Origin of the sequence: Klebsiella sp. KE9456, assembly GCF_043832615.1 — a bacterium.
Classification (GTDB): domain Bacteria; phylum Pseudomonadota; class Gammaproteobacteria; order Enterobacterales; family Enterobacteriaceae; genus Klebsiella; species Klebsiella indica.
Window position 1 is genome coordinate 261,244 of sequence record NZ_JBDYQK010000002.1, and the last position, 25,978, is coordinate 287,221.

The window sequence follows — 25,978 nt, forward strand, 5'->3', positions numbered from 1 at the left end:
CGTTTCCTGATGATGAAAGTCATATTAATCGGCATTCTAACAGCAGTACTCGGGGGGGCAATGGTTTTAGGCAACCGATTACCACGATTGCCGCCATTGTTGAAAAACGGAGAAATATTACCAGAACGCGGGTTTATCCGCGGCGAGATTCGCCAGAACGGTACTTAGCGCCAGCCCGTCCGGGAAACGCAGTTCCGGGGCGATTTCAAATAGCGGCCACAGCATAAAACCACGGTTTTTCATATCGTAGTGCGGAACGGTCAGGCGCGAGGTATTTATCACCTCTTCGCCGAACAGCATGATATCGAGATCCAGCGTGCGCGGCCCCCAGCGTTCGGCTTTACGCGTGCGTCCCTGCTGGCGTTCGATGCGCTGGGTATGGTTGAGCAGCGCTTCAGCTGTAAGCGTGGTTTCCAGCGCAACGGCGGCGTTCAGGTAGTCAGGCTGATCCTGTGGCCCCAGCGGCGGCGTACGGTAGAATGAGGATACGCTGACTACCTGGCTGTCAGGAATTTCCGCCAGCGCGCTAATGGCAGCGTTGACCTGCGCCAGCGGCGAGGCGAGGTTGCTGCCGATGGCAATCCAGGCGCGGGTCATGCGCTACCTTCGCGGCGAGGCGCGCGTTTGCGCGGACGACGGTGACGGCGGCGGGGAGCAGGATCGTCCCCCAAATCGTCAAGCATATCTTTCTGATCTGGCGGTGTGGCGACCTGAAATTCGCCCCACCATTTGGTCAGACGCTGCAGTTCGCTGTTGTTTTCCGCACCCGCGCGCAGCTCCAGCAGATCGTAGGCGGCGCGGAATTTTGGATGCTCCAGCAGTTTCCATGCGCGTTTGCCCTGGCGGCGAGACATCCGTAGCTGAAGCTGCCAGATATCGCGCACCAGCGTGGTGATGCGTTTAGGGATCGCCAGCGTGCGGCAGGCTTCATCCAGCACATCGTTCATCGCCAGCGCGAAGGCATCGTAGTAGGCCAGACCGCTCTCCTGGGCGATTTTCTGCGCCGTTTCCAGCAGTGGATACCAGAATATCACCGCAAACAGGAACGCCGGGTTAACGCGCATATCGTTGCGAATACGGTTATCGGTATTTTTCAGCACCTGGCTGATGATGCGCTCCATCGGACTATCGCCGCGCTCGGTGAAATAGCGGGTAATGCTGGGGAACAGGGGCTGGAACAGATTGTATTCGCGCAGCAGGAGGTAGGTTTGATATCCGTCGCCGGCCTGCAGCAACTTTAATACCTCTTCAAACAGACGCGCCGGGGGCACATCGTGCAGCAGCGTCGCCAGGCGTGGAATCGGCTCGGCGGTTTCTTCGCTGATACTCATGTTCAGCTTGGCCGCAAAACGCACTGCGCGCAGCATCCGTACCGGGTCTTCGCGATAGCGGGTTTCCGGATCGCCGATCAGGCGGATCACGCCATCCTGCAGATCTTTCATGCCGCCGACATAGTCGCGCACGCTAAAATCAGCCACGCTGTAATAAAGGCTGTTGATAGTGAAATCACGGCGCTGGGCATCTTCTTCAATTGAACCGAAGATATTGTCGCGCAGCAGCATGCCGTTCTGACCGCGCTGAGAGGTGACGCGATCGGTGGTGTGGCCTTCGTGATGGCCGCGGAAGGTGGCGACTTCAATAATTTCCGGCCCGAACATCACGTGCGCCAGGCGGAAGCGACGGCCTACCAGACGGCAGTTGCGGAACAGTTTACGTACCTGCTCAGGTGTCGCATTGGTGGTAACGTCGAAATCTTTGGGCTTTTTGCCTAGCAGCAGGTCGCGAACCCCGCCGCCGACCAGCCACGACTCGTAGCCCGCTTTATTGAGTCTGTACATGACCTTGAGAGCGTTTTCACTGATATCTTTGCGGGAAATTGCATGCTGATCTCGCGGGATAACCGTCATATGTTGCTGTTCAACGGCGGCTTCAGTCTCGCGTTCTTCACGGCTTAGCACCTTACGGCAAAAATTAGCGACTCGGGTAAAAATGGTACACCTCGTAGTGTCAGACGGACTTCAGGACAAAAATATTACTCTATGCATTGCGGATTGCAGCAAGATGGTAAACTTGCGACGCCCGGACGCACAGAAAAGCAACGGACCGGGGGAAACAAGCGCAGCCAACGCCGGAGCAACCTGAAAGTCGACGAGTAAAAATAGCGGCTAATCATAGCTCAGGAGAAAGCGTTTGAGAATGCTGGATTTGTTCCAGCCGCCAGTTTGCTACCGCGTGCTTGAGTAAATCTTCAATACTCAACGCCTGCCATTCCTGAATAACATCCTGGTTAAGAAACGTTAACGCCCGCACAATTTCCGGGCGCGGATCGCCTTGCGAAAGCGCAGGCGCATGGTTTTGCTTCGACAGTTTATTGCCCTGCGCATTAAGGGCCAGCGGCAAATGGATATAGTCCGGCGCCTGCCAGCCAAAATGCTGATAGAGCGAAATCTGCCGCACCGTCGGCTCGATCAGATCGGCGCCGCGGACAATTTCGCTGACGCCCTGAAAGTGATCGTCCACGACCACCGCAAGATTATAGGCGAACAGGCCGTCGCGGCGATGGATAATGAAATCTTCACGCGCCAGCGGTTCGTCGGCGATAATGGTGCCGCGCAGCCGATCGTAAAATGCCAGCACCGGGCGGGTTTGCCGCAACCGCAAAGCGGCGTTTTCTGCGCCGAGCCTTAAACTCCGGCAATGGCCATCATACAGGCCGCCAATTGCGTGAATGCGCGCACGGGGACAGGTGCAGTAATAGCAAAGTCCCTGCTCATGCAGCCAAGCCAGGCGTTCGCGATAAGCGTCATGGCGCTGCGACTGCCAGAGCACTTCGCCGTCCCAGTGCAGGCCGTAATGTTCTAACTGACGGAGAATCGTCTCTGCGGCACCGGGGATTTCACGCGGCGGATCGATATCTTCTATGCGTACGCGCCAGATACCGTTCTGCGCCCGTGCCTGTAGATAGCTGCCAAGCGCGGCAATCAATGAGCCGAAGTGAAGTTCGCCGGAAGGTGAGGGAGCAAAGCGCCCGATATAGTGTGAATCTTTCATGAGGTGACAAAAACATCAGGGCGGGAGAAAACTCCCGCCGGAAAGATGCCAGCGAAGTGATTAGCCTGCCATCTGTTTTTCGCGAATTTCCGCCAGCGTTTTGCAATCAATGCACAGGTCAGCGGTCGGGCGCGCTTCCAGACGACGGATACCAATCTCGACGCCACAGGATTCACAGAAGCCGAAATCTTCGTCTTCCACTTTTTTCAGTGTTTTCTCGATCTTTTTGATCAGTTTACGTTCGCGATCGCGGTTACGCAGCTCCAGGCTGAACTCCTCTTCCTGAGCGGCACGGTCTACCGGATCCGGAAAATTAGCGGCTTCATCCTGCATATGCGTTACGGTGCGATCCACTTCATCCCTAAGTTGATTACGCCATGCTTCAAGAATGCGCTTGAAGTGCGCCAGCTGGGCTTCGTTCATATACTCTTCGCCCGGCTTCACTTGGTACGGCTCCACCCCAGCGATGGAGAGAATACTCAGGGACGATGTTTTACGGTTTTGCCCTTCTTGCATGTTGCTTCTCCTTAACACGCACTATCGATCCCCGTGTTGGGGGAAAATCAGGCCGCTATAAATAGCAGATGCTTTTCCGGATAGCAATTATCTAAACGTTACACTTGACAACCCTGTGAAGAAAAGCGTATTCGCGCTCACGATCAGAATACTATTTAGCCGTTTACTTACCGGGGGTTAACGCCACGGTAATCGGATTATTCAGAGTCATCATTTCAGTAGAAAGTTCCGCCTTGTATGCGAGAATTTCTACCCCCTTGCTTTGCGCTTCAATCAATAACTGTGCGTATCTGGCATCAATATGATGCGCGGGTGAGAAACGGTCGATTGCCGAATGCAGCACGGCGAAAAGAATCACCGCCCGTTTACCCGTCGCCGCGACGCTCATCAGCTCCCGCAGGTGCTTCTGACCGCGCACGGTGACCGCATCGGGAAAATAACCGTATTCTTTCTCCGCCAACGTAACCGATTTCACTTCAATATAGCAGTCTTGTTGGCAATCTGCCTGTAACAAAATATCAATGCGGCTGCCTTCATCACCGTATTTCACTTCGCTTTTAAGCGTTTGATAACCCAAAAGCTGCGGAATATTTCCCGCCAGAATCGCCTCTTTCGCCAGGGCGTTGGCGCGTAGAGTATTCACACAAATTACCGCGCCTTGTGCGGTTTCCGTTAATTCCCACGTATGCGCATATTTGCGCTTAGGATTCTCCGAGGTGGAATACCAGACAGTATCGCCGGGTTCGGCGCAACCGGTCATCGCGCCGGTGTTGGGACAGTGCAGGGTCAGCTCGCGGTCATCGGGGGTTACTACGTCGGCGAGAAACCGCTTGTAACGTTTAATTAAGGTGGCGGACTGTAGCGGAGGAGTAAATTGCATCAGCTTTCCTTGTCGAAAGGGTAACGTTCCAGCACGTTGTAGCGGGTACGTCCGCGGCTAAAACCGGACTCGTAGAGCACAAATTCATTGACCGCAAACGACCAGTTGAAGCCGGGCGGCGGAATAGGCACCGCGTGGCGCACGTCGCGCAGCAGGGTGATATGAGGATGGAACGGTTGCGGGCTCTGGTAGCAGCCGCTACGGGCCGCCTGGGCGCGCAGCATATTCGCCAGTTGCAGCACCCCGCGCGGCGGCTGACGAATGCCCAGCCACACCACCCGTGAGCGCAGCCACTGCCCGGCATCGTCAAGGGTCAGGGTAAAGCCCGGCTGGCGAATACGACCGGCCATCGCCGCCAGCGCCCGCTGTTTTTCCGCGCTGACTTCGCCGAGAAACGCCAGCGTCAGATGGAGGTTATCCGCTGCGACTGGCCGACCAGCATCGGCGAGAAAGCAGGCGGCGCGCCAGTGAACGATCTGCTGCTGAACCTCGTCAGGAAGTTCAAGGGCGAAAAACAGCCTTTTCGGCTCGGACATGATAGAGACTCGGTAATGAATTATCAGAATGCTACAATGCCAGCCTTCAAATGTTAACCTCCGGAGTTTTTCGTGTCTTCATTGCCGGTTGCCGCCGTTCTCCCTGAACTTCTCTCTGCCCTGCGGCATGCGCCGCAGGTTCTGCTCAATGCGCCGACAGGTGCCGGGAAATCCACCTGGCTGCCGCTGCGTATTCTCGCGGAAGGTGAAATTAACGGTCGTATTATCCTGCTGGAGCCGCGACGGCTGGCGGCGCGGAATGTGGCGCAAAGGCTGGCGGAACAGCTAGGGGAGAAACCCGGCGAGAGCGTGGGCTATCGTATGCGCGCTGAGACCTGTGTCGGACCGGATACACGTCTTGAAGTGGTGACGGAAGGCATTCTGACGCGCATGATCCAGCGCGATCCTGAACTGACCGATGTCGGGCTAGTGATCCTTGATGAATTCCACGAGCGGAGCCTGCAGGCGGATCTGGCGCTGGCGCTGCTGCTGGATGTTCAGCAGGGGTTTCGCGACGATCTCAGGTTGCTGATCATGTCGGCAACCCTGGATAACGACCGTCTGCAGCGGTTGCTGCCGGATGCGCCGGTAATTGTTTCTGAAGGGCGTGCATTTCCGGTTGAGCGGCGTTTTGCGCCGCTGCCGACCCACCAGCGATTTGATGAGGCGGTGGCTATTGCCGCCAGCGAGTTGCTGCGCGGTGAAAGCGGATCGATGCTGCTGTTTCTGCCCGGCATCGGGGAAATTCAGCGGGTGCAGGAGCAACTGGCTGAACGGGTGGCGAACGATGTTGTCCTCTGTCCGCTGTATGGTGCGCTGCCGCTGAGCGCGCAGCGTAAGGCGATACTTCCCGCTCCTGCCGGGATGCGTAAGGTGGTGCTGGCGACCAATATTGCTGAAACCAGTCTGACCATTGAAGGTATTCGCCTGGTGGTCGATAGCGCACAGGAACGGGTCGCCCGCTTTGATGCCCGGACGGGATTAACCCGTCTGGTGACGCAGCGTATTAGTCAGGCCTCAATGACCCAGCGCGCCGGACGCGCCGGGCGGCTGGCGCCGGGGATCTGTCTGCATCTGATGAGTAAAGAGCAGGCCGAGCGCGCGGCGGCGCAGAGCGATCCGGAAATTCTGCACAGCGATCTGTCGGCGCTGTTGCTGGAGCTTTTACTGTGGGGATGTCCGGAACCGTCCCAGCTTCGCTGGCTGGATCTGCCGCCCGCGGTTAACCTGGCGGCGGCCCGTCGTTTTCTGACGGCGCTCTCTGCGCTGGATGGCGAACGGTTGTCGGCGCATGGGCGCAAAATGGCCGCTCTGGGTAACGATCCACGGCTGGCGGCGGTGCTGACAGCCGCAGATGATGCTGATGGCGTGGCGACGGCAGCAAAGCTGGCGGCGATCCTCGAAGAGCCGCCGCGCGGCGGTAGTGGCGATCTCAGTACCGTGTTTTCCCGTCAGCAGAGCAACTGGCAGCAGCGGGCGCAGCAACTAATGAAACGGCTGGCGGTTCGCAGCGGCCAGCCTGATGCGGATCGTATGGCCGAGCTTCTGGTTGCCGCGTTTGCCGATCGTATCGCTCAGCGTCGTGGTCAGGAGGGGCGCTATCAACTGGCGAACGGGATGGGGGCGATGCTTGACGTCGATGATGCGCTGAATCGCCACGAATGGCTGATTGCACCGCTGTTGTTGCAGGGCAGTTCATCGCCGGATGCGCGGATCTTACTGGCGCTGCCGGTGGATATTCACGCGCTGATCGCCCGGTGCCCGTTGCTGGCCCGGTGCGCCGATATTGTGGAGTGGGATGACGCGCTGGGTACCCTGAAGGCCTGGCGACGCACCTGCATTGGTCAACTGGTGATCAAGACTCAGCCGCTGGCGAAGCCTTCTGAAGAAGAGCTGCATCAGGCGATGCTCAACGGTATCCGTGATAAAGGATTAAGCGTGCTCAACTGGACGCCGGAGGCGGAGCAACTGCGTCTGCGACTGCATTGCGCCGCGCAGTGGTTGCCGGAAGAGGCATGGCCGGCAGTGGATGATGCTTCGCTGCTGGCATCCCTTGAGGCCTGGCTGCTGCCGCAGATGAGCGGAGTCCACTCTTTGCGCGCGCTGAAGGCGCTGGATGTGCGTCAGGCGCTGCAAAACTGGCTGCCGTGGCCGCTGCGCCAGAAGCTGGATAGCGAACTGCCCACGCACTACACGGTGCCTGGCGGTAGCCGCATCGCGATTCGTTACCACGCTGAAAACCCACCGGCGCTGGCGGTACGGATGCAGGAGATGTTTGGCGAAGCCACTACGCCGGTTATCGCTCGGGGGCGCGTGCCGCTGGTGCTGGAGCTGCTTTCACCCGCGCAGCGTCCGCTGCAAATCACCCGCGATTTGGCCGCGTTCTGGCAGGGGAGCTACCGCGAAGTACAAAAAGAGATGAAAGGGCGCTACCCGAAGCATGTCTGGCCGGACGATCCGGTCAATACCGCCCCAACCCGGCGCAGCAAAAAGTATTCATAGCGTGTTGGTGACTGTCCCGGTTCCGGTGGGAATAGAATGTATTTTTATGTCATTAAAAAACATAATTATTTCCATTTTTGGCGCTGGTGAACATGTAAAATGCTGGTTAAGAATGTCGCGGTTTAGTGCTATCCTGTCTCTTTCGGGCAGGCAGGGCGATGTCATGAACTGTTTTGCTGATGATGCTTCTAATTATTTGATTTATATGTTTAATTTAAATTAAAAATGATACAAGCAAAATGATCATCCATGGCGTCATCCATGAATGGCAGCCTGAAGGCCAGGAGATTTTGGCGTCAATTTGAGAGATTTCTTCTTTCCCTGATTCGGGGAAATATTGAGAATCAGGCCTTTACGCCTGTAAGTTGCGGAGAAACAGCATGGCGGGAGATGACCGCGAGCCGATCGGACGTAAGGGGAGACCCTCGCGTCCGACAAAACAAAAGGTAACTCGCCGTCGGGTTCGGGAAGAGAACTACGACGATGATTACGATGATGATGACTATGAGGATGAAAAACCGATGCCGAGGAAAGGAAGAGGCAAAGGCGGTAAACCCCCTCGTCGTAAACGCACCTGGTTGTGGCTGCTGATTAAGATTGGCATCGTCTGTGCGGTAGTGATTGCCGCCTACGGCGTTTATCTCGATCAGAAAATCCGTAGCCGAATTGACGGTAAAGTCTGGGACCTGCCTGCCGCGGTATACGGTCGGATGGTTAACCTTGAACCGGATATGCAGATCAGCAAAAACGAAATGGTGCGTCTGCTCAACGCCACGCAGTATCGCCAGGTGAGCGCTATGACGCGCCCGGGCGAATACACCGTTCAGGCCAACAGCATCGAGATGATCCGTCGTCCGTTCGATTTCCCGGACAGTAAAGAAGGGCAGGTGCGCGCGCGTCTGACCTTTTCTGGCGGTCATCTGGAAACCATTGTGAATATGGATAACAACCGCCAGTTCGGTTTCTTCCGCCTCGATCCGCGTCTGATTACCATGCTGCAATCGCCGAATGGCGAACAACGCCTGTTCGTGAAGCGCAATGGCTTCCCGGATCTGCTGGTCGATACGCTGCTGGCGACGGAAGACCGCCATTTCTACGAACACGACGGGATTAGCCTTTACTCCATTGGTCGTGCGGTGCTGGCCAACCTGACCGCCGGCCGTACGGTGCAGGGCGCGAGTACCCTGACCCAGCAACTGGTGAAGAACCTGTTCCTCTCCAGCGAACGTTCATACTGGCGTAAGCTTAATGAAGCCTATATGGCGCTGATTGTCGATGCGCGCTATAGCAAGGATCGCATCCTTGAGCTGTATATGAACGAAGTTTATCTCGGTCAGAGCGGCGACAACGAAATTCGCGGCTTCCCGCTGGCAAGCCTGTATTACTTTGGCCGCCCGGTGGAAGAGCTGAGCCTTGATCAGCAGGCGCTGCTGGTGGGGATGGTGAAAGGCGCGTCGATCTATAACCCGTGGCGTAATCCGAAGCTGGCGCTGGAGCGACGTAATCTTGTGCTGCGTCTGTTGCAACAGCAGAAGATTATCGATCAGGAACTGTATGACATGCTGAGTGCGCGTCCGCTGGGGGTGCAGCCGCGTGGCGGGGTGATCTCGCCGCAGCCCGCGTTTATGCAACTGGTACGTCAGGAGCTACAGGCGAAGCTGGGCGATAAAGTGAAAGATCTTTCCGGCGTGAAGATCTTTACCACCTTCGATCCCGTCGCGCAGGATGCGGCGGAAAAAGCGGCGATAGACGGTATTCCGGCACTGAAAAAACAGCGTAAGCTGCCGGATCTGGAAACCGCGATCGTGGTAGTCGATCGCTTTACCGGCGAAGTGCGGGCGATGGTCGGCGGCGCGGAACCGCAGTTTGCCGGTTACAACCGGGCGATGCAGGCACGCCGTTCGATTGGTTCTCTGGCGAAACCGGCGACCTATTTAACCGCCCTGAGTCAGCCGAATTTGTATCGTCTCAACACCTGGATTGCCGATGCGCCAATCTCCATTCATTTGTCTAACGGCCAGACGTGGTCGCCGCAAAACGATGATCATCGTTATAGCGATGGCGGCAAAGTGATGCTGGTGGATGCGCTGACGCGTTCAATGAACGTGCCGACGGTGAACCTCGGCATGACGCTGGGTTTACCGGCGGTGATTGATACCTGGACAAAACTGGGGGTATCGAAAGATCAGCTTAATGCGGTTCCGTCTATGCTGCTGGGGGCACTGAACCTGACGCCGATAGAAGTGGCTCAGGCGTTTCAGACCATCGCCAGCGGCGGTAACCGCGCGCCGCTGTCGGCGCTGCGTTCGGTTATCGCCGAAGATGGTACCGTGCTGTATCAGAGCTATCCGCAGGCGGAGCGCGTGGTTCCGGCCCAGGCCGCCTACATGACCTTATGGACTATGCAGCAGGTGGTGCAGCGCGGTACCGGTCGTCAACTGGGCGCGAAATATCCCGGACTCCATCTGGCGGGTAAAACCGGGACCACCAACAATAACGTCGATACCTGGTTTGCCGGTATTGACGGTAGCCAGGTGACCATTACCTGGGTGGGGCGCGATAATAACCAGCCGACGAAGCTCTATGGTGCGAGCGGCGCGATGTCGATTTATCAGCGCTATCTGGCTAACGAAACCCCAACGCCGTTGGATCTGACGGCGCCGGAAGATGTGGTGGATATGGGGATCGACAGTAACGGTAACTTCGTTTGCAGCGGTGGGATGCGCTCGCTGCCGGTATGGACAACGTCGCCGGATGAGCTCTGTCGCCAGGGAGAGCAGATGCAACAGCAGCAGCTCCAGCAGCAGCAGGAGAATAACCCGTTCAATCAGTCTTCCGGGCAGCCGCCGCAACAGCAGCAAAATCAGCAGCCTGAGCAGGAGAAAAGCGACGGCGTCGCGGGCTGGATTAGAGAGATGTTTGGCAGTAAATAATTACTCGCTTAAGCCTTAAAGCCGCTTTTTGTTGGCGACGTTCAGAAACCCCAGTGGCATCGTTATCGATGCTGCCGGGGTTTTTTCTTTATATTGCCATATTGCCGTAATGAGTTGGGTATCTGCAGCCCGAAGTATGATGACTACAAACTGCCTAACGGAAATGTAACTCCATAATAACTGTCTGGTTATTTATTCAGCATCGCCTCCTTTTCGGGGGCATATTCCTTGCCATATATTCCATTTTTCGCCTATTATTCCATTCGGCATAATAATAATTCTCGTTTTCTTTATCATTCAATTCTATTAGAGATATCCTCATGGCGCGTCCAAAAACTGCTCAGCAAAATCACTCGCTGCGTAAACTCGCAGTGGTAGTAGCCACAGCGGTTAGCGGCATGTCTGTTTATGCGCAGGCAGCAACTGAACCGAAAGAAGACACCATCACCGTTACCGCGGCACCAGCCCCACAAGAGAGCGCCTGGGGGCCGGCGGCGACTATCGCGGCCAGACAATCCGCTACGGCGACCAAAACGGATACCCCCATTCAAAAAGTGCCGCAGTCTATTTCTGTGGTGACCGCGGAGGAGATGGCGCTGCATCAGCCTAAATCGGTGAAAGAAGCGCTAAGCTACACGCCAGGTGTCGCTGTGGGAACGCGTGGCGCGTCTAACACATATGATTACCTGATTATCCGCGGTTTCGCCGCTGACGGCCAAAGCCAGAATAACTATCTGAATGGCCTGAAGATGCAGGGCAATTTCTACAATGACGCAGTGATTGATCCGTACATGCTGGAGCGCGCTGAAGTCATGCGGGGCCCGGTTTCCGTTCTCTACGGAAAAAGTAACCCAGGTGGTTTGTTGAATATGGTCAGCAAGCGTCCGACAACGGAACCGCTGAAAGAAGTTCAATTTAAGATGGGTACCGACAGCTTGTTCCAGACCAGCTTCGATTTTAGTGATGCGCTGGATGATGACGGTGTTTATTCTTATCGCTTAACTGGTCTTGCCCGTTCTGCGAATGCCCAGCAACAAGGTTCGAAAGAACAACGCTATGCAGTCGCACCATCTTTCAGTTGGCGTCCGGATGATAAAACCAACTTTACGTTCCTCTCTTACTTCCAGAACGAGCCGGAGACGGGTTATTACGGCTGGCTGCCAAAAGAGGGAACGGTAACGACATTGCCGAACGGTAAGCGTCTTCCCACTGATTTCAATGAAGGTGCTGACAATAATACTTACTCTCGTAACGAGAAAATGGTGGGTTACAGCTTTGACCATGAGTTCAACGATACCTTTACCGTGCGTCAGAACCTGCGCTATGCGCAAAACAAGGTCTCGCAGAACAGCGTTTATGGCTATGGCATGTGTTCGGATCCTCTCTATACAAAGGATCCGAATAACAGCCCTTGTGCCAGTATTCCACAATCACAATGGGATCACACGCTGACTCGTCAATACGTGATTGATAGCGAGAAGTTACAGAACTTTTCTGTCGATACGCAACTGCAAAGCAAGTTTGTGACCGGAGCTTTAGAGCACACGCTGCTGACTGGCATTGACTATATGCGTATGCGTAATGATATCAATTCCTGGTTTGGTTACGCAGGTTCTGTCACGCCGTCTGATATTTATAATCTTGATCGCGGCGACTTTGATTTCAGTTCACATCCGGGGCCGTCTGGCGCATATCAGGTACTGAATAAACAGCAGCAGACTGGTCTGTATGTACAGGATCAAATGCAGTGGGATAAAGTACTGGTGACCCTCGGTGGGCGTTACGACTGGGCGAAGCAGGACTCTTTAAACCGTGATTCTGGCGTTCAGAATTCCCGTAACGATAAAGAATTTACCTGGCGTGGCGGTGTTAACTATTTGTTCGACAATGGGGTAACACCTTATTTCAGCTATAGTGAGTCATTTGAGCCAGCTTCACAAACGGGGGCAACCGGTAATATTTTCTCGCCGTCTAAAGGTAAGCAATACGAAGCCGGCGTGAAGTATGTACCGAACGACCGTCCGATTGTCATTACTGGTGCTGTGTACCAGTTGACCAAAACGAATAATTTGATGGCGGATCCAAACGGCACGATATTCTCCGTTGCTGGTGGTGAAATTCGTTCTCGTGGTGTGGAAGTTGAAGCGAAAGCGGCGCTGTCGGCAAGTATCAATGTCGTGGGATCTTATACTTACACTGATGCTGAATACACTACAGATACCAGCTACAAAGGGAATACGCCTGCTCAGGTGCCAAAACATATGGCGTCACTATGGGGTGATTACACCTTCTTTGATGGTTCATTGTCCGGTCTGACGCTGGGGGCCGGTGGACGTTTCACTGGCTCCAGCTATGGCGATCCGGCGAACTCCTTCAAGGTTGGAAGCTACACGGTCGTCGATGCGTTGGTTCGTTACGATCTGGCACGTGTCGGTATGACGGGTTCCAACGTGGCATTGCATGTGAATAACTTGTTTGATCGCGAGTATGTCGCAAGCTGCTTTAATACCTATGGTTGCTTCTGGGGCGCCGACCGTCAGGTCGTGGCAACCGCAACCTTCCGTTTCTAATTTCCCTTTGGGCACGGTTTACCGTGCCCGCTTGACAAGTTGGCCGCTATGCAGGAAAACATCTCTCATCACGATACGACTTTCGCCCTCCGTCATGTCGCTTTTCGCGTCCCTGGCCGCACGCTTTTACATCCTCTCTCATTAACTTTCCCTGCGGGGAAAGTGACGGGCCTGATTGGCCATAACGGCTCCGGTAAATCGACGCTGCTAAAAATGCTTGGTCGCCACCAGCCCCCTTCTGATGGGGATATCCTGCTCGGCGGGCAGCCGCTCGACAACTGGGGCAGCAAAGCGTTTGCCCGCAAAGTCGCCTACCTGCCGCAGCAGTTGCCGTCGGCGGAAGGCATGACGGTGCGCGAACTGGTGGCGATTGGCCGCTATCCGTGGCACGGGGCGCTGGGGCGATTTGGCGTGGCGGATCGGGAGAAAGTGGAAGAGGCCATCGCGCTGGTCGGCCTGAAATCCCTGGCTCATCGGCTGGTGGACAGCCTCTCCGGCGGTGAACGTCAGCGCGCGTGGATTGCCATGCTGGTGGCTCAGGATAGCCGCTGCCTGTTGCTTGATGAACCCACCTCGGCGCTGGATATTGCCCACCAGGTGGATGTCCTGGCGCTGGTTCATCGCCTCAGCCAGCAGCGAGGGCTGACGGTAATTGCCGTGCTGCATGACATTAATATGGCTGCCCGTTACTGCGACTATCTGGTGGCCCTGCGCGGCGGTGAAATGATTGCCCAGGGAACGCCGACGGAACTGATGCGTGGCGAAACCCTGGAACACATTTATGGTATTCCGATGGGAATTCTGCCGCATCCGGCGGGTGCTGCACCGGTAAGTTTTGTCTATTGATGGAAAATCTGAATGTAATCACGCGGCGACGTTTGCTGGCCGCAATGGCGTTGTCACCGCTGCTGTGGCAGATGCGCGACGCACGGGCGGCAGAGGTTGATCTGCGGCGAATTGTCGCTCTGGAGTGGCTGCCGGTGGAGTTGCTGCTGGCGCTGGGGGTGACCCCTTACGGCGTCGCCGATATTCCGAACTATACGCTATGGGTAAACGAACCAGCGCTTCCGTCATCGGTGATTGATGTTGGCTTGCGCACCGAGCCGAATCTGGAACTGCTGACGCAGATGAAACCCTCGTTCCTCGTCTGGTCGGCAGGATATGGTCCTTCGGTGGAAAAGCTGGCGCGTATTGCGCCGGGGAGAGGATTTACCTTCAGCGACGGCAAAAAACCGCTGCAGGTGGCCCGGCAATCGCTTAATGAAATGGCTGAGCTGCTCGGCAGACAGCGGGAAGCGAAGCGCCATCTGGCGGAATTTGACGCGCTCATGGCGAACCTTCGTCCGCGCTTTGCAAAACGTGGCGATCGTCCATTGCTGATGATGACCTTGCTGGATGCCCGTCATGCGCTGATCTTTGCGCAAAACTGTCTGTTTCAGGATGTGCTCAATCGTTTTGGTATCAACAACGCCTGGCAGGGCGAAACGACCTTTTGGGGCAGCGTCACCGTCGGCATCGACCGACTGGCGGCCTACAGAGACATCGACGTTATCTGCTTCGATCATGGTAATGAACGGGAAATGGCGCAATTAATGGCGACACCGCTGTGGCGAGCGATGCCCTTTGTCCGCGCAGGGCGTTTTCAGCGCGTTCCGGCGGTGTGGTTCTATGGCGCGACGCTGTCGGCGATGCATTTTGCCCGCATTCTGGCCGATGCGCAGGGAGGTCCGGCGTGAGAGCGCGAATTTCTCCTCTGTCGATGGTGTTACTCGCCATTCTATTTATCGCCGCTTTCGGGTTAACGCTTTCCAACCTCAATACGGTTTTGCCGCGAACCGCCTGGCGACAGGCGCTCTGGCGGCCGGATATCGACAATATCGCGCAAATGCTGTTCCACTACAGCCTGCTGCCGCGGCTGGCGATATCGCTGCTGGTTGGCGCCGGGCTTGGGTTGGTCGGGGTGCTATTCCAGCAAGTACTGCGTAACCCGCTGGCGGAGCCAACGACCCTTGGCGTGGCGACAGGGGCGCAGCTAGGGATTACGGTAACGACGCTGTGGGCGATTCCCGGCGCGCTGGCCACGCAATTTGCGGCGCTGGCAGGCGCGTGCGTGGTGGGGGCGCTGGTGTTTGGCGTCGCCTGGGGAAAACGCCTGTCACCGGTCACCCTGATCCTGGCGGGGCTGGTGGTGAGCCTGTATTGCGGGGCGATTAACCAACTGATGGTGATTTTCCACCATGACCAGCTGCAAAGTATGTTCCTGTGGAGCACCGGAACGTTGACGCAGACCGACTGGAGCGTGGTACAGCGCCTGTGGCCGCAACTGTTGGGCGGTGGGATCCTCACGTTACTGCTCCTGCGTCCCCTGACCCTGATGGGGCTGGACGATGGCGTGGCGCGTAACCTCGGGCTGGCGCTGTCTCTGGCGCGTCTGGGGGCATTGACCCTGGCGATAGTGCTCAGTGCGCTGCTGGTTAATGCGGTGGGGATCATCGGCTTTATCGGTCTGTTTGCGCCGCTGCTGGCGAAGATGCTCGGCGCCCGCCGGTTGCTATCGCGCCTGCTGCTGGCAACCGTGATGGGCGCATTGTTACTGTGGCTCTCCGATCAGCTTATCCTGTGGCTGACCCGAGTATGGATGGAAGTTTCCACCGGTTCGGTGACCGCGTTGATTGGGGCGCCGCTACTGCTGTGGCTGTTGCCACGTCTGCGTAGTATGAGTGCCCCGGTGATGAACGGCGGCGATAACATCCGGGCTGAACGACAAAATGTGCTGGGGTTTGCGCTCGGTGGGCTACTGATCCTGCTGCTGACAATCATCGTTGCGTTGGCCTTTGGCCGTGATGCGCAAGGCTGGCACTGGGCCAGCGGTACCTTACTGGATCAACTGTTGCCCTGGCGCTGGCCGCGCATCCTGGCGGCGCTGTTTGCCGGGATGATGCTGGCGGTTGCAGGCTGTATTATTCAGCGTTTGACCGGTAACCCGATGGCCAGCCCGGAGGTACTCGGCATCAGTTCCGGCGCAGCGTTCGGCGTGGTTGTGATGCTGTTCTTTGTGCCGGGTAATGCGTTTGGTTGGTTGCTGCCTGCCGGTAGCCTTGGGGCGGCGGCAACGCTGCTGGTTATTCTGATCGCTGCCGGGCGCGGCGGGTTTTCGCCGCATCGTATGCTGCTGGCCGGTATGGCGTTGAGTACCGCGTTTACCATGCTGCTGATGATGCTGCAGGCCAGCGGAGACCCGAGAATGGCGCAGATCCTGACGTGGATTTCCGGTTCAACCTACAGCGCAACGCCAGAATTAGTGGTGCGTAGCGGTATCGTGATGCTGATCCTGCTGGGGGTGTCTCCATTTTGTCGTCGCTGGCTGACGATTCTGCCATTAGGTGCTGAGACGGCGAGGGCCGTCGGGATGGCGCTGACGTGGTCGCGTATTGGATTATTGCTGTTAGCGGCATGCCTGACGGCGGCGGCAACCCTGACAATCGGCCCGCTAAGTTTCGTGGGACTGATGGCGCCGCATATTGCCCGCATGATGGGGTTCCGGCGTACGATGCCGCATATGGTGATGTCGGGGCTGATTGGCGGAATGTTGTTAGTGTTTGCTGACTGGTGCGGGCGGATGATGATGTTTCCGTATCAGATCCCGGCTGGGCTGTTGTCGACCTTTATTGGCGCGCCGTACTTTATTTATCTGCTAAGAAATCAGCGTCGGTAGTTTGTATCTCTCTGCACCGTAAAACCCCGATTTCAGGCCTGATGCCGTTCACACGCAAGGAATATCAAAAATATTCTCGTATTGCCAGTGAACGGAACAGGCCAGGGCTATCGCTCATCTCCCGATAGCCCGGATTTTTATTTACAGCTTCGCGAAAGCGTTCCGCGCCGCGGCGATGGTATTATCAATATCTTCTTCGCTGTGGGCGATGGACATAAAGCCCGCTTCAAACGCCGACGGAGCAAGATAGATACCTTCTTCCAGCATCAGGTGGAAGAAGCGTCTGAAACGCGCCACATCGCACTTGACCACATCCTGATAGCAGGTGACGGCTGGCGCATCGGTAAAGAAGATACCGAACATACCGCCAACGTTATTCACCACCAGCGGAATTCCGGCGTCGCCGGCGGCGTCCAGCAGACCCTGAGCCAACTGGTTAGTCAGTTCGGTAAGGGTTTCATGCACGCCTGGCTGAGCGACTTCGTTTAAGCAGGCGAAGCCCGCCGCCATCGCTATCGGATTGCCGGACAGGGTACCTGCCTGATAAACCGGCCCCGTCGGGGCCAGTGCATCCATCACTTCCCGGCGTCCGCCGAAGGCGCCGACCGGCATACCGCCGCCAATGATTTTGCCAAGACAGGTCAGATCCGGCACGACGCCGTAGTAATCCTGCGCGCCAGCCAGCGCCACGCGGAAACCGGTCATCACTTCATCAATAATCAACAGCGCGCCGAACTCGTCGCACAGTGCGCGCAGCCCCGGCAGGAACTCTGGTAGCGGCGGGACGCAGTTCATATTTCCGGCGACCGGCTCCACGATGATACAGGCGATATCCTGCGGATATTGTTCGAACGCAGTGCGAACCGATGCCAGATCGTTATAGGTGCAGGTCAGGGTGTGTTTAGCGAAATCAGCCGGGACCCCTGGAGAGTTCGGCTGGCCGAGGGTCAGTGCGCCGGAACCGGCCTTCACCAGCAGGCAGTCGGCATGGCCGTGATAGCAGCCCTCGAATTTGATGATTTTGTCGCGGCCGGTAAAGCCGCGGGCCAGGCGAATGGCGCTCATGGTCGCTTCGGTGCCGGAGTTCACCATGCGCACCATATCCATCGTCGGAACCAGTTCGGTGACCAGCGCCGCCATTTTGACTTCCATCTCCGTTGGCGCACCAAAACTTAGACCACGCCCGGCCGCTTCAATAACCGCGTTGCGGATTGCCGGATGATTGTGTCCCAGAACCATCGGCCCCCAGGAACCGACATAATCGATATACGCTTTACCATCGACGTCGTAGAGATAGGCGCCGTCGGCGCGCTCGATAAACAGCGGCGTTCCGCCGACGCCGGTGAAGGCGCGTACCGGAGAGTTCACGCCGCCGGGGATGAGTTCACGCGCAGCGTTATACAGGTTTTCAGATTTGCTCATTGCCAGGGTCCTGGTTCGTGAAAAATGTTTTGCTGGCTATTCTAAGTTATTCCCGAAAGGTTATATACCCGTCATACTTCTGTTGCATGTGCCCTGGCTTCTGAGCGACTCGTCTCATCCATGAGACTCACTCTTACGGGCCGTCGCCCGGCGACGTGCAAATCTGTTCCTGACAGATTTGTCGCTCACCCCTGTCACGCACTGGAGTACGCTCCCGGAGATTCACTGCGTCGCCGCGTGATTCGGCCTGTGGCCTCACCTCTGTGAGGCCCGCGCAAGCGCTGTTCAAAACGGTTAACCGTTTTGTCCTGCAACTCGAATTATTTAAGGTATAAAAGCTTTGCCCAAGTGAAACAGTATGGCAATTGTGCATTTTTTTGGCGACGGAACCGATTAGTGCGGCTAAAATGCCCTCTTTCCATTTGTATTACCAATAATTGATAATGGCATGAAAGCAGAAAACCCCTCTTATGCAGAACATCAGTTTGTGCGGATTCGCCGTGGCGATGCTGTGCGGCGACTGATTCAGCGTGATAAAACGCCCCTCGCGGTCTTATTAATGGCGGCTGTAGTTGGCATCCTGGCCGGGCTGATTGGCGTCGCTTTTGAGAAAAGCGTTAACTGGGTGCAAAACATACGTATCGGTACGTTGGTTGAGGTGGCGGACCACGGTTTTTTGGTCTGGCTGCTGGCTTTTGTTTTTTCCGGCTTGCTGGCGATGGTGGGGTATTTGCTGGTGCGTCTTTTTGCGCCGGAAGCCGGGGGCTCCGGGATCCCGGAAATTGAGGGCGCGCTGGAGGAACTGCGGCCCGTACGCTGGTGGCGCGTGCTGCCGGTAAAATTTATTGGCGGGATGGGAACGCTGGGCGCAGGTATGGTGCTGGGGCGTGAAGGGCCGATGGTGCAGCTTGGCGGCAATATCGGGCGTATGGTGGTCGATATTTTCCGCATGCGCAGTGCGGAAGCCCGGCATACGCTGCTGGCCACCGGCGCGGCGGCCGGGCTTTCCGCCGCGTTTAACGCGCCGCTGGCCGGTATTCTGTTTATTATTGAAGAGATGCGCCCGCAGTTTCGCTACAATCTGATCTCCATTAAAGCTGTGTTTACCGGCGTGATTATGGCGACCATTGTTTATCGCATTTTTAATGGCGAGAACGCGATTATTGAAGTCGGTAAACTGAGCAATGCGCCGGTTAACACGCTGTGGCTCTATTTGATTCTGGGGATGATTTTTGGCTGTATCGGCCCGTTGTTTAACACTCTGGTGCTGCGTACCCAGGATATGTTCCAGTATATTCATGGCGGAAATACCCGGAAGTGGGTACTGATTGGCGGCTTGATTGGTGGATGCTGCGGCGTTCTTGGCTTTATTCAGCCAGCGGCGGCGGGAGGTGGATTTAACCTGATTCCAATTGCCGCAGAAGGCAACTTTTCTGTTGGTTTGCTACTGTTTATTTTTATCGCCCGGGTGATTACCACGCTGCTGTGCTTCTCTTCCGGCGCGCCTGGCGGTATCTTTGCGCCGATGCTGGCGCTGGGGACGCTGTTGGGAACGGCATTCGGTATGGCTGCGATGCCGCTGTTTCCGGCGTATCATCTGGATGCGGGAACCTTTGCCATCGCCGGCATGGGGGCATTGCTTGCAGCCTCGGTACGTGCGCCATTGACCGGTATTGTGCTGGTGCTGGAGATGACCGACAACTATCAGCTCATTTTGCCAATGATTATTACCTGTCTCGGCGCAACACTATTGGCGCAGTTCCTCGGCGGCAAGCCTTTATACTCGACAATTCTGCAGCGTACTCTGGCGAAACAAGAGGCTGAACAGGCAGCAAAGGCGCAGCCGGTCGGTGGGGAGAATACTTGAACGAATTACTCGGGTATTGGATAATGGCTCAAAAGACCGGGTCATTCTTTAACCGGTCAGAAGTATCAATGGGAGCATAAAATGAGTGATGATGTAGCGTTGCCGCTTGAGTTTACCGACGCCGCAGCGATAAAAGTAAAAGATCTGATTGCGGATGAAGATAATCCGAACCTGAAGCTGCGGGTGTATATCACCGGTGGTGGTTGCAGCGGTTTCCAGTACGGTTTTACCTTTGACGATCAGGTTAACGATGGGGATATGACTATCGAGAAGCAGGGGGTTGGCCTGGTGGTTGATCCAATGAGCCTGCAGTATCTGGTCGGCGGTTCCGTCGATTATACTGAAGGCCTTGAAGGGTCGCGTTTTATCGTCACTAACCCGAATGCGAAAAGCACCTGCGGCTGTGGGTCTTCGTTCAGCATCTGATACTTGCCCCGGCGGATATTCCTCCGCCGGAGAAGATTTTCAGCGCCCGTTCTCATCAAGCGCAAAAGTTGGCAGCTTCAGGTGCCAACGAATTGCCGCCAGTCGAATTGTCAGTGTAACGACCATTCCGGTCATTGCCGCGTTTTCAAGCGGAACATGAAAGATGTAATACGCCGTTGCGTGTACGATACCGCCGATGATGCAGGCCGTGGCGTAGATTTCCGTGCGCAGAATCATCGGGATTTCACGCGCCAGCACATCGCGGATAATCCCACCGCCGACGCCGGTAACCACGCCCATACAGACGGCCACTAATGGCCCGCTATGGGCAAGAAACGCTTTGTTGACGCCAATGCCGACAAATACCGCCAGGCCGACGGCATCCAGTACCGGCAGCACCCATTTAGGTAACCGACGCGGCTGGCGAACCAGCAGGATAGTGAGCATACTGGTGACCATCGCCACCACCAGGTCGGTGGGATCTTTTACCCAAAATACCGGCCCGTTAGCGAGGGCCATATCGCGAATCGTGCCGCCGCCCACTGCGGTGACCACGCCTAATACCAGCACGCCGAAAGGGTCCATACGCAGCTTTCCGGCCAGCAGGACGCCGGAGATGGCAAATACGGCAGTGCCAATAATATCGAGCCAATAGACAAGCATCGTTAGTTTCCACTTAGAGCCTATCCCATTAGGCTATTTTATTTGCCATTTTGGCCTCAGGCAGCGCTCACAATCCTCACGTACTGCATGTACACTCCGGTTGTTCCGCGCTGTGCGTGTCCAAACTGGCTGCAACAATTACGCCTACCGGGATAGGCTCCTGACACCTGGTTAGCAGGTGATTATTTTATCTGCTCAAGCGCCGTACAGAGTTGTTTTGCGGCGAGGATAATACGTGGACTTGCCCGTTCAAACCAGTCGCCATGTAGCGCAATAAGCGAAATTTTTAACTGATTCCGCCAGAAGCGGGCAACGGCGGGAAGTTCACTGGCGTCGCCAGCAATGACAATCGCCTGCGGTTGCCTTGCCAGCACCTGTTCACGGCTGACCTGCGGCCAGGGGACCCGGCTGTCGGCAAAAATGTTTTCTCCTCCACACAGCGTCAGCACCTGATCCTGAATCGATCCTTTGCTGCTGGTAAAGAGAGGGTTAGCTCCGAACTGTAAAAACACGCGTTTTTTGGGCGTTCTGGCATAGCGGGCTTTCAGCGTCAGGTACGCCTCTTCCATCTTCTGCGCCGCCTGTCGCGCTTTTTCTGGCTGCGGGCTCCACTGCGCCAGTTGACGAAGCGTGGCAATGATGTCTTCGATGGTCGAAGTCTTGACCCAGATAACCTTAATCCCAAGCGAGCTTAGCTGGTTGACCTGTCGTTCCGCGTTGCCGCCGCGCCACGCCAGCACCATGTCCGGTTTGAGTGCGACGATGCGTTCCAGATTCATTCCCTGCCAGCTGGAAACCTGCTCTATCTTTGCGGCTTCGGGAGGGTAATCGGAATAGCTACTCACGCCAACAGGCGTAATGCCGGCAGCAAATGCCAGTTCGGTATTGGCGGGAGAGAGGGTAATCACTCGCGGCGCGGCGAATAGCCACGCCGGAACCAGCAGCAGAACGGCAAGCGCTGTTTTAAACGACTTAACCACGGGACAGGTGCTGCACCAGGTTTTCCACCATCAGGGTGGACTGCTTAGCGGCGACGGCGAGGAATTCATCGAAACTCAGATGAGACTGCTGATCGGCAACATCGGAGATGGCGCGAACGACAACAAAGGGCACACCGTAGCTGTGGCAGACATGTGCGATGGCGGTCGCTTCCATTTCTACCGCGACGGCCTGCGGGAAATGGTGACGGATTTTGGCCAGACCCGTGGAGCCGTTGATAAAGGCGTCGCCGCTGACAATCAGGCCGCGTACCGCGTTAAGGTTCAGCGCTTTGATGCAGGTTTCCGCGGCGGCAATCAGTTTTTCGTCGGCGTTGAAACCAACAGGGCAGCCCGGCAGTTGACCATACTCATAGCCAAACGCGGTGACGTCGGCATCATGGTAGCGCGTTTCGTCGGAGACAACGATATCACCAACCTTCAGGGTCGACGCCAGACCGCCTGCGGAGCCGGTATTAATAACCACATCTGGTTTACAGTGTTCCATCAGCAGAGTCGCTCCCATGGCGGCGGCAACTTTACCAATACCCGATTTCAGTAGCGCGACATCGGTGCCCTGAAGCTGGCCGGTGTAGATTTCGCTGCCGCCGATAGCGATAGTCTGACGGTTGTCGATTTTGTCGCGCAGGAGGGTAACTTCTTCTTCCATAGCGCCAATAATGCCGATTTTCATAGATTTACTCGCGATGTGTGGGTTTTAACGGCATAGTCTATCATGCGCTTAGAAGGAAACGTATTGCTCGCTCGGGGGAGATCATGGCAAAGATTGATTTTCGCAATAAGATTAACTGGCATCGCCGCTACCGTTCACCGCAAGGGGTCAAAACGGAGCATGAAATCCTGCGCATTTTTGAAAGCGATCGCGGGCGTATCATCAATTCACCGGCGATCCGTCGATTGCAGCAAAAAACCCAGGTTTTTCCGCTGGAGCGTAACGCAGCGGTGCGTACGCGTCTCACCCACTCCCTTGAAGTCCAGCAGGTTGGGCGCTACATCGCTAAAGAGGTGCTGAGTCGTCTGAAAGAGCAAAAGCTGCTCGAGAGCTATGGGCTGGATGAGCTCACCGGGCCGTTCGAAAGTATCGTTGAGATGGCCTGCCTGATGCACGATATTGGCAATCCGCCATTTGGTCATTTTGGTGAGGCGGCGATTAACGACTGGTTCAGCCAGCGGCTGTTTCCCGGCGATGCGGCCAGCCAGCCATTAACGGACGATCGCTGCGTGGTTGAGGTGCTGCGTTTGCTGGAAGGGGAGAGCCCGTTGAATGACTTACGCCGTAAAGTTCGCCAGGATTTATGTTGGTTTGAAGGAAATGCGCAGAGTATTCGTTTAGTTCATACCCTGATGCGTATGAATCTGACCTGGGCGCAGGTAGGCTGTATTTTAAAATATACTCGTCCGGCATGGTGGCGCGGCGAACCGCCGGTTAGCCATAATTATTTAATGAAGAAGCCTGGTTATTATTTAGCCGAAGAAGAGTATGTCGCGAGGTTGCGTAAAGAACTTGATCTGGCCCCTTACAATCGATTCCCGTTAACCTGGATTATGGAAGCGGCGGATGACATCTCATATTGTGTCGCCGATCTTGAGGACGCGGTAGAAAAACGGATCTTCAGCGTGGAACAGCTTTATCAACATTTGTATGATGCCTGGGGCGTTCACGAAAAAGGTTCCCTGTTTAATCAAATTGTCGAAAATGCCTGGGAAAAATCGCGTGCGAATTCTCTTAGTCGAGGCACTGAAGATCAATTCTTTATGTATTTACGGGTCAATACGCTGAATAGGCTGGCGCCATATGCGGCCCGTAGATTTATTGATAACTTGCCGAGAATTTTTCACGGCGATTTTAATCACGCGCTGCTTGAGGATGACAGTGACTGCAGTCAGTTGCTTGAACTTTATAAAAATGTCGCAGTGAAACATGTGTTTAGTCATCCTGATGTTGAGCAGCTGGAATTGCAGGGCTACCGCGTTATTAGTGGTTTGTTAGATATTTACCAGCCGCTGCTCAAATTATCGCTGGATGAGTTCAGTCTGCTGGTGGAAAAAGAGCGGGTGCGAAGCTTACCCATCGCATCACGCCTGTTGCAGAAACTTTCAGCCCGTCATCGGCTGGCTTATGTCGAAGCCGTAAATAAGATCCCGCGTGACAGCAAAGAATTTCCGGTGATGGAATATTATTATCGCTGCCGTCTCATTCAGGACTATATCAGCGGGATGACTGATTTGTACGCATGGGATGAATATCGACGACTGATGGCCGTGGAATAAGCATGAGTTTTGTAAAGACGGACAATAAATTTTTACTTTTTGCCGAAACATCATGCCGGAACTTCGCGCTATAAAATGACTCTGATAGTCACGTACACAGCAACTATTCATTATCTGAAATCGAGATTGAAACATATGAAAAAAACCACGTTAGCAATGAGTGCTCTGGCTCTGAGTTTAGGTCTGGCGTTGTCCCCTCTCTCTGCGAGCGCGGCGGAAACGGCTTCTTCGGCTACGAATGCACAGCAGATGCCGAGTCTGGCGCCAATGCTGGAAAAGGTGATGCCGTCGGTTGTGAGCATTAACGTTGAGGGGAGCACCACCGTTAATACCCCGCGGATGCCGCGTAACTTCCAGCAGTTCTTCGGCGATAATTCACCGTTCTGCCAGGATGGTTCGCCGTTCCAGGGTTCTCCATTCTGTCAGGGCGGCGCGTCAGGTAATAACGATGGTAGCCAGCAGCAGAAATTTATGGCTCTCGGCTCTGGGGTAATTATTGATGCCGCTAAAGGTTATGTCGTCACTAATAACCACGTTGTAGAGAATGCCACCACCATCAAGGTTCAACTGAGCGATGGGCGCAAATTTGATGCGAAAGTGGTGGGTAAAGACCCGCGCTCCGATATCGCACTGATTCAAATCCAGGATCCAAAAAACCTGAGCGCGATTAAGCTGGCTGACTCCGATGCTCTGCGCGTTGGGGATTACACCGTGGCGATTGGTAACCCTTTTGGTCTGGGTGAAACCGTGACGTCAGGGATCGTGTCCGCATTAGGTCGTAGTGGGCTTAATGTTGAAAATTATGAAAACTTTATCCAGACCGATGCGGCAATTAACCGCGGTAACTCCGGCGGAGCGTTGGTTAACCTGAACGGTGAATTGATCGGTATCAATACTGCGATTCTGGCGCCGGACGGCGGCAACATTGGTATTGGTTTCGCGATCCCCAGCAACATGGTGAAAAACCTGACCGATCAGATGATTAAGTATGGTCAGGTTAAACGTGGCGAACTGGGGATCATGGGAACCGAGCTGAATTCCGAACTGGCGAAAGCGATGAAAGTTGATGCTCAGCGCGGGGCATTCGTGAGCCAGGTTCTGCCGAATTCTGCGGCTGCTAAAGCGGGCATTAAAGCGGGGGATGTGATCACCTCTCTGAATGGCAAGGCGATCAGCAGTTTTGCCGCGCTGCGTGCTCAGGTGGGGACGATGCCTGTCGGCAGCAAAGTTGAGCTTGGGCTGTTGCGTGAGGGTAAACCGGTCACCGTGACCGTTGAACTGCAGCAAAGCAACCAGAATCAGGTTGACTCCAGCACCATCTTCAATGGTATTGAAGGGGCGGAAATGAGCAATAAAGGCCAGAATAAAGGCGTGGTGGTGAGCAGCGTAAAAGCTGGCACCCCGGCTGCGCAGATTGGTCTGAAGAAAGGCGATATTATTGTTGGCGCTAACCAGCAGCCGGTGAAAAATATTGCCGACCTGCGCAAAATATTCGATTCCAAACCGTCGGTTCTGGCTCTGAATATTCAGCGTGGCGACACGTCTATCTATCTGCTGATGCAGTAATCGTTCTCTGTCGCTGAAGCCTCTTTTCTTCTTGCGAAGGGAAGGGGCTTTTTGGGCGCTGC

At 55.5% G+C, this 25,978-nt stretch carries 20 protein-coding genes; 10 read left to right on the forward strand and 10 right to left on the reverse strand.

All coding sequences use genetic code 11. The features are described 5' to 3' along the window. Positions 1-117: 117 nt before the first annotated feature. The 6 genes from folK to thpR form a co-directional block, all read right to left on the reverse strand. Positions 118-597: a 2-amino-4-hydroxy-6-hydroxymethyldihydropteridine diphosphokinase gene (gene folK / locus ABK821_RS03410; RefSeq protein ID WP_138361997.1), complete on the reverse strand. Its 480-nt coding sequence runs from the start codon at positions 595-597 to the stop codon at positions 118-120. Next, entirely contained in the window at positions 594-1,991 is a 1,398-nt protein-coding gene (gene pcnB, locus ABK821_RS03415) for a polynucleotide adenylyltransferase PcnB (RefSeq protein WP_138361998.1), read from the reverse strand. The genes folK and pcnB overlap by 4 nt, the downstream gene beginning before the upstream one ends. Positions 1,992-2,169: 178 nt before the next feature. Further along, complete coding sequence (gluQRS, locus tag ABK821_RS03420; RefSeq protein ID WP_138361999.1) at positions 2,170-3,051, reverse strand: tRNA glutamyl-Q(34) synthetase GluQRS; 882 nt, start codon at positions 3,049-3,051, stop codon at positions 2,170-2,172. A 60-nt stretch (positions 3,052-3,111) separates the two neighbouring features. Next, on the reverse strand, positions 3,112-3,567 hold the full coding sequence (gene dksA, locus ABK821_RS03425) for an RNA polymerase-binding protein DksA (RefSeq protein WP_004098689.1): 456 nt from the start codon (positions 3,565-3,567) through the stop codon (positions 3,112-3,114). A 163-nt stretch (positions 3,568-3,730) separates the two neighbouring features. Further along, positions 3,731-4,447: a DNA/RNA nuclease SfsA gene (gene sfsA, locus ABK821_RS03430; RefSeq protein WP_142502996.1), complete on the reverse strand. Its 717-nt coding sequence runs from the start codon at positions 4,445-4,447 to the stop codon at positions 3,731-3,733. Further along, on the reverse strand, positions 4,447-4,983 hold the full coding sequence (thpR, locus tag ABK821_RS03435) for an RNA 2',3'-cyclic phosphodiesterase (protein ID WP_138362001.1): 537 nt from the start codon (positions 4,981-4,983) through the stop codon (positions 4,447-4,449). Before thpR ends, sfsA begins: the two co-directional genes overlap by 1 nt. A 72-nt stretch (positions 4,984-5,055) precedes the next feature. Between thpR and hrpB the strand changes: the two genes are divergently transcribed. The 6 genes from hrpB (at position 5,056) to fhuB (ending at position 16,703) form a co-directional block, all read left to right on the forward strand. Continuing rightward, positions 5,056-7,485, forward strand: a complete 2,430-nt coding sequence (hrpB, locus tag ABK821_RS03440; RefSeq protein ID WP_343177922.1) for an ATP-dependent helicase HrpB — start codon at positions 5,056-5,058, stop codon at positions 7,483-7,485. Positions 7,486-7,865: 380 nt separating this feature from the next. Beyond that, on the forward strand, positions 7,866-10,418 hold the full coding sequence (gene mrcB / locus ABK821_RS03445) for a bifunctional glycosyl transferase/transpeptidase (protein WP_308561799.1): 2,553 nt from the start codon (positions 7,866-7,868) through the stop codon (positions 10,416-10,418). Positions 10,419-10,738: 320 nt separating this feature from the next. Further along, positions 10,739-12,988 (forward strand): ferrichrome porin FhuA, encoded by a 2,250-nt coding sequence (gene fhuA / locus ABK821_RS03450; RefSeq protein WP_142502993.1) that lies wholly within the window; start codon positions 10,739-10,741, stop codon positions 12,986-12,988. Positions 12,989-13,036: 48 nt separating this feature from the next. Next, the gene (fhuC, locus tag ABK821_RS03455; RefSeq protein ID WP_138362005.1) at positions 13,037-13,834 is read left to right on the forward strand and encodes a Fe3+-hydroxamate ABC transporter ATP-binding protein FhuC; all 798 of its coding nucleotides are present in this window, start codon (positions 13,037-13,039) and stop codon (positions 13,832-13,834) included. Then, positions 13,834-14,724, forward strand: a complete 891-nt coding sequence (fhuD, locus tag ABK821_RS03460) for a Fe(3+)-hydroxamate ABC transporter substrate-binding protein FhuD (protein ID WP_343177921.1) — start codon at positions 13,834-13,836, stop codon at positions 14,722-14,724. Before fhuC ends, fhuD begins: the two co-directional genes overlap by 1 nt. Beyond that, a complete protein-coding gene (gene fhuB, locus ABK821_RS03465; RefSeq protein WP_138362007.1) occupies positions 14,721-16,703 on the forward strand; it encodes a Fe(3+)-hydroxamate ABC transporter permease FhuB in 1,983 nt (660 codons plus the stop codon). Before fhuD ends, fhuB begins: the two co-directional genes overlap by 4 nt. 141 nt (positions 16,704-16,844) lie before the next feature. Here fhuB and hemL read toward each other — a convergent pair whose 3' ends face one another. Further along, positions 16,845-18,125, reverse strand: a complete 1,281-nt coding sequence (gene hemL / locus ABK821_RS03470) for a glutamate-1-semialdehyde 2,1-aminomutase (protein WP_138362008.1) — start codon at positions 18,123-18,125, stop codon at positions 16,845-16,847. 448 nt (positions 18,126-18,573) lie between these two features. On the opposite strand from hemL, the gene clcA reads away from it, so the two are divergent. Together clcA and erpA are read left to right on the forward strand one after the other, a co-directional pair. Next, on the forward strand, positions 18,574-19,992 hold the full coding sequence (clcA, locus tag ABK821_RS03475) for a H(+)/Cl(-) exchange transporter ClcA (RefSeq protein WP_138362009.1): 1,419 nt from the start codon (positions 18,574-18,576) through the stop codon (positions 19,990-19,992). Between the two features lie 81 nt (positions 19,993-20,073). Continuing rightward, the gene (gene erpA / locus ABK821_RS03480; RefSeq protein WP_138362010.1) at positions 20,074-20,418 is read left to right on the forward strand and encodes an iron-sulfur cluster insertion protein ErpA; all 345 of its coding nucleotides are present in this window, start codon (positions 20,074-20,076) and stop codon (positions 20,416-20,418) included. Positions 20,419-20,457: 39 nt separating this feature from the next. Here erpA and ABK821_RS03485 read toward each other — a convergent pair whose 3' ends face one another. From ABK821_RS03485 to mtnN, 3 genes are all read right to left on the reverse strand, one after another. Then, the gene (locus ABK821_RS03485; protein ID WP_138362011.1) at positions 20,458-21,081 is read right to left on the reverse strand and encodes a TRIC cation channel family protein; all 624 of its coding nucleotides are present in this window, start codon (positions 21,079-21,081) and stop codon (positions 20,458-20,460) included. Positions 21,082-21,263: 182 nt separating this feature from the next. Continuing rightward, positions 21,264-22,061 carry a vitamin B12 ABC transporter substrate-binding protein BtuF gene (btuF, locus tag ABK821_RS03490; protein ID WP_142502989.1) on the reverse strand — a complete coding sequence of 266 codons (798 nt, stop codon included), beginning with the start codon at positions 22,059-22,061 and terminating at the stop codon, positions 21,264-21,266. Beyond that, positions 22,054-22,752: a 5'-methylthioadenosine/S-adenosylhomocysteine nucleosidase gene (gene mtnN, locus ABK821_RS03495; protein ID WP_142502988.1), complete on the reverse strand. Its 699-nt coding sequence runs from the start codon at positions 22,750-22,752 to the stop codon at positions 22,054-22,056. The genes btuF and mtnN overlap by 8 nt, the downstream gene beginning before the upstream one ends. A gap of 83 nt (positions 22,753-22,835) precedes the next feature. On the opposite strand from mtnN, the gene dgt reads away from it, so the two are divergent. After that, entirely contained in the window at positions 22,836-24,350 is a 1,515-nt protein-coding gene (gene dgt / locus ABK821_RS03500; RefSeq protein ID WP_138362014.1) for a dGTPase, read from the forward strand. 135 nt (positions 24,351-24,485) lie between these two features. Next, a complete protein-coding gene (degP, locus tag ABK821_RS03505) occupies positions 24,486-25,916 on the forward strand; it encodes a serine endoprotease DegP (RefSeq protein ID WP_138362015.1) in 1,431 nt (476 codons plus the stop codon). Positions 25,917-25,978: the final 62 nt, after the last annotated feature.

What these genes read in the sequence shown, in the direction of transcription:
- folK (WP_138361997.1), bottom strand. Translation starts at nt 597, where the DNA reads ATGACCCGCGCCTGGATTGCCATCGGCAGCAACCTCGCCTCGCCGCTG.
- gluQRS (WP_138361999.1), bottom strand. Translation starts at nt 3,051, where the DNA reads ATGAAAGATTCACACTATATCGGGCGCTTTGCTCCCTCACCTTCCGGC.
- dksA (WP_004098689.1), bottom strand. Translation starts at nt 3,567, where the DNA reads ATGCAAGAAGGGCAAAACCGTAAAACATCGTCCCTGAGTATTCTCTCC.
- sfsA (WP_142502996.1), bottom strand. Translation starts at nt 4,447, where the DNA reads ATGCAATTTACTCCTCCGCTACAGTCCGCCACCTTAATTAAACGTTAC.
- thpR (WP_138362001.1), bottom strand. Translation starts at nt 4,983, where the DNA reads ATGTCCGAGCCGAAAAGGCTGTTTTTCGCCCTTGAACTTCCTGACGAG.
- mrcB (WP_308561799.1), top strand. Translation starts at nt 7,866, where the DNA reads ATGGCGGGAGATGACCGCGAGCCGATCGGACGTAAGGGGAGACCCTCG.
- fhuA (WP_142502993.1), top strand. Translation starts at nt 10,739, where the DNA reads ATGGCGCGTCCAAAAACTGCTCAGCAAAATCACTCGCTGCGTAAACTC.
- fhuC (WP_138362005.1), top strand. Translation starts at nt 13,037, where the DNA reads ATGCAGGAAAACATCTCTCATCACGATACGACTTTCGCCCTCCGTCAT.
- fhuD (WP_343177921.1), top strand. Translation starts at nt 13,834, where the DNA reads ATGGAAAATCTGAATGTAATCACGCGGCGACGTTTGCTGGCCGCAATG.
- hemL (WP_138362008.1), bottom strand. Translation starts at nt 18,125, where the DNA reads ATGAGCAAATCTGAAAACCTGTATAACGCTGCGCGTGAACTCATCCCC.
- clcA (WP_138362009.1), top strand. Translation starts at nt 18,574, where the DNA reads ATGAAAGCAGAAAACCCCTCTTATGCAGAACATCAGTTTGTGCGGATT.
- erpA (WP_138362010.1), top strand. Translation starts at nt 20,074, where the DNA reads ATGAGTGATGATGTAGCGTTGCCGCTTGAGTTTACCGACGCCGCAGCG.
- ABK821_RS03485 (WP_138362011.1), bottom strand. Translation starts at nt 21,081, where the DNA reads ATGCTTGTCTATTGGCTCGATATTATTGGCACTGCCGTATTTGCCATC.
- mtnN (WP_142502988.1), bottom strand. Translation starts at nt 22,752, where the DNA reads ATGAAAATCGGCATTATTGGCGCTATGGAAGAAGAAGTTACCCTCCTG.
- dgt (WP_138362014.1), top strand. Translation starts at nt 22,836, where the DNA reads ATGGCAAAGATTGATTTTCGCAATAAGATTAACTGGCATCGCCGCTAC.
- degP (WP_138362015.1), top strand. Translation starts at nt 24,486, where the DNA reads ATGAAAAAAACCACGTTAGCAATGAGTGCTCTGGCTCTGAGTTTAGGT.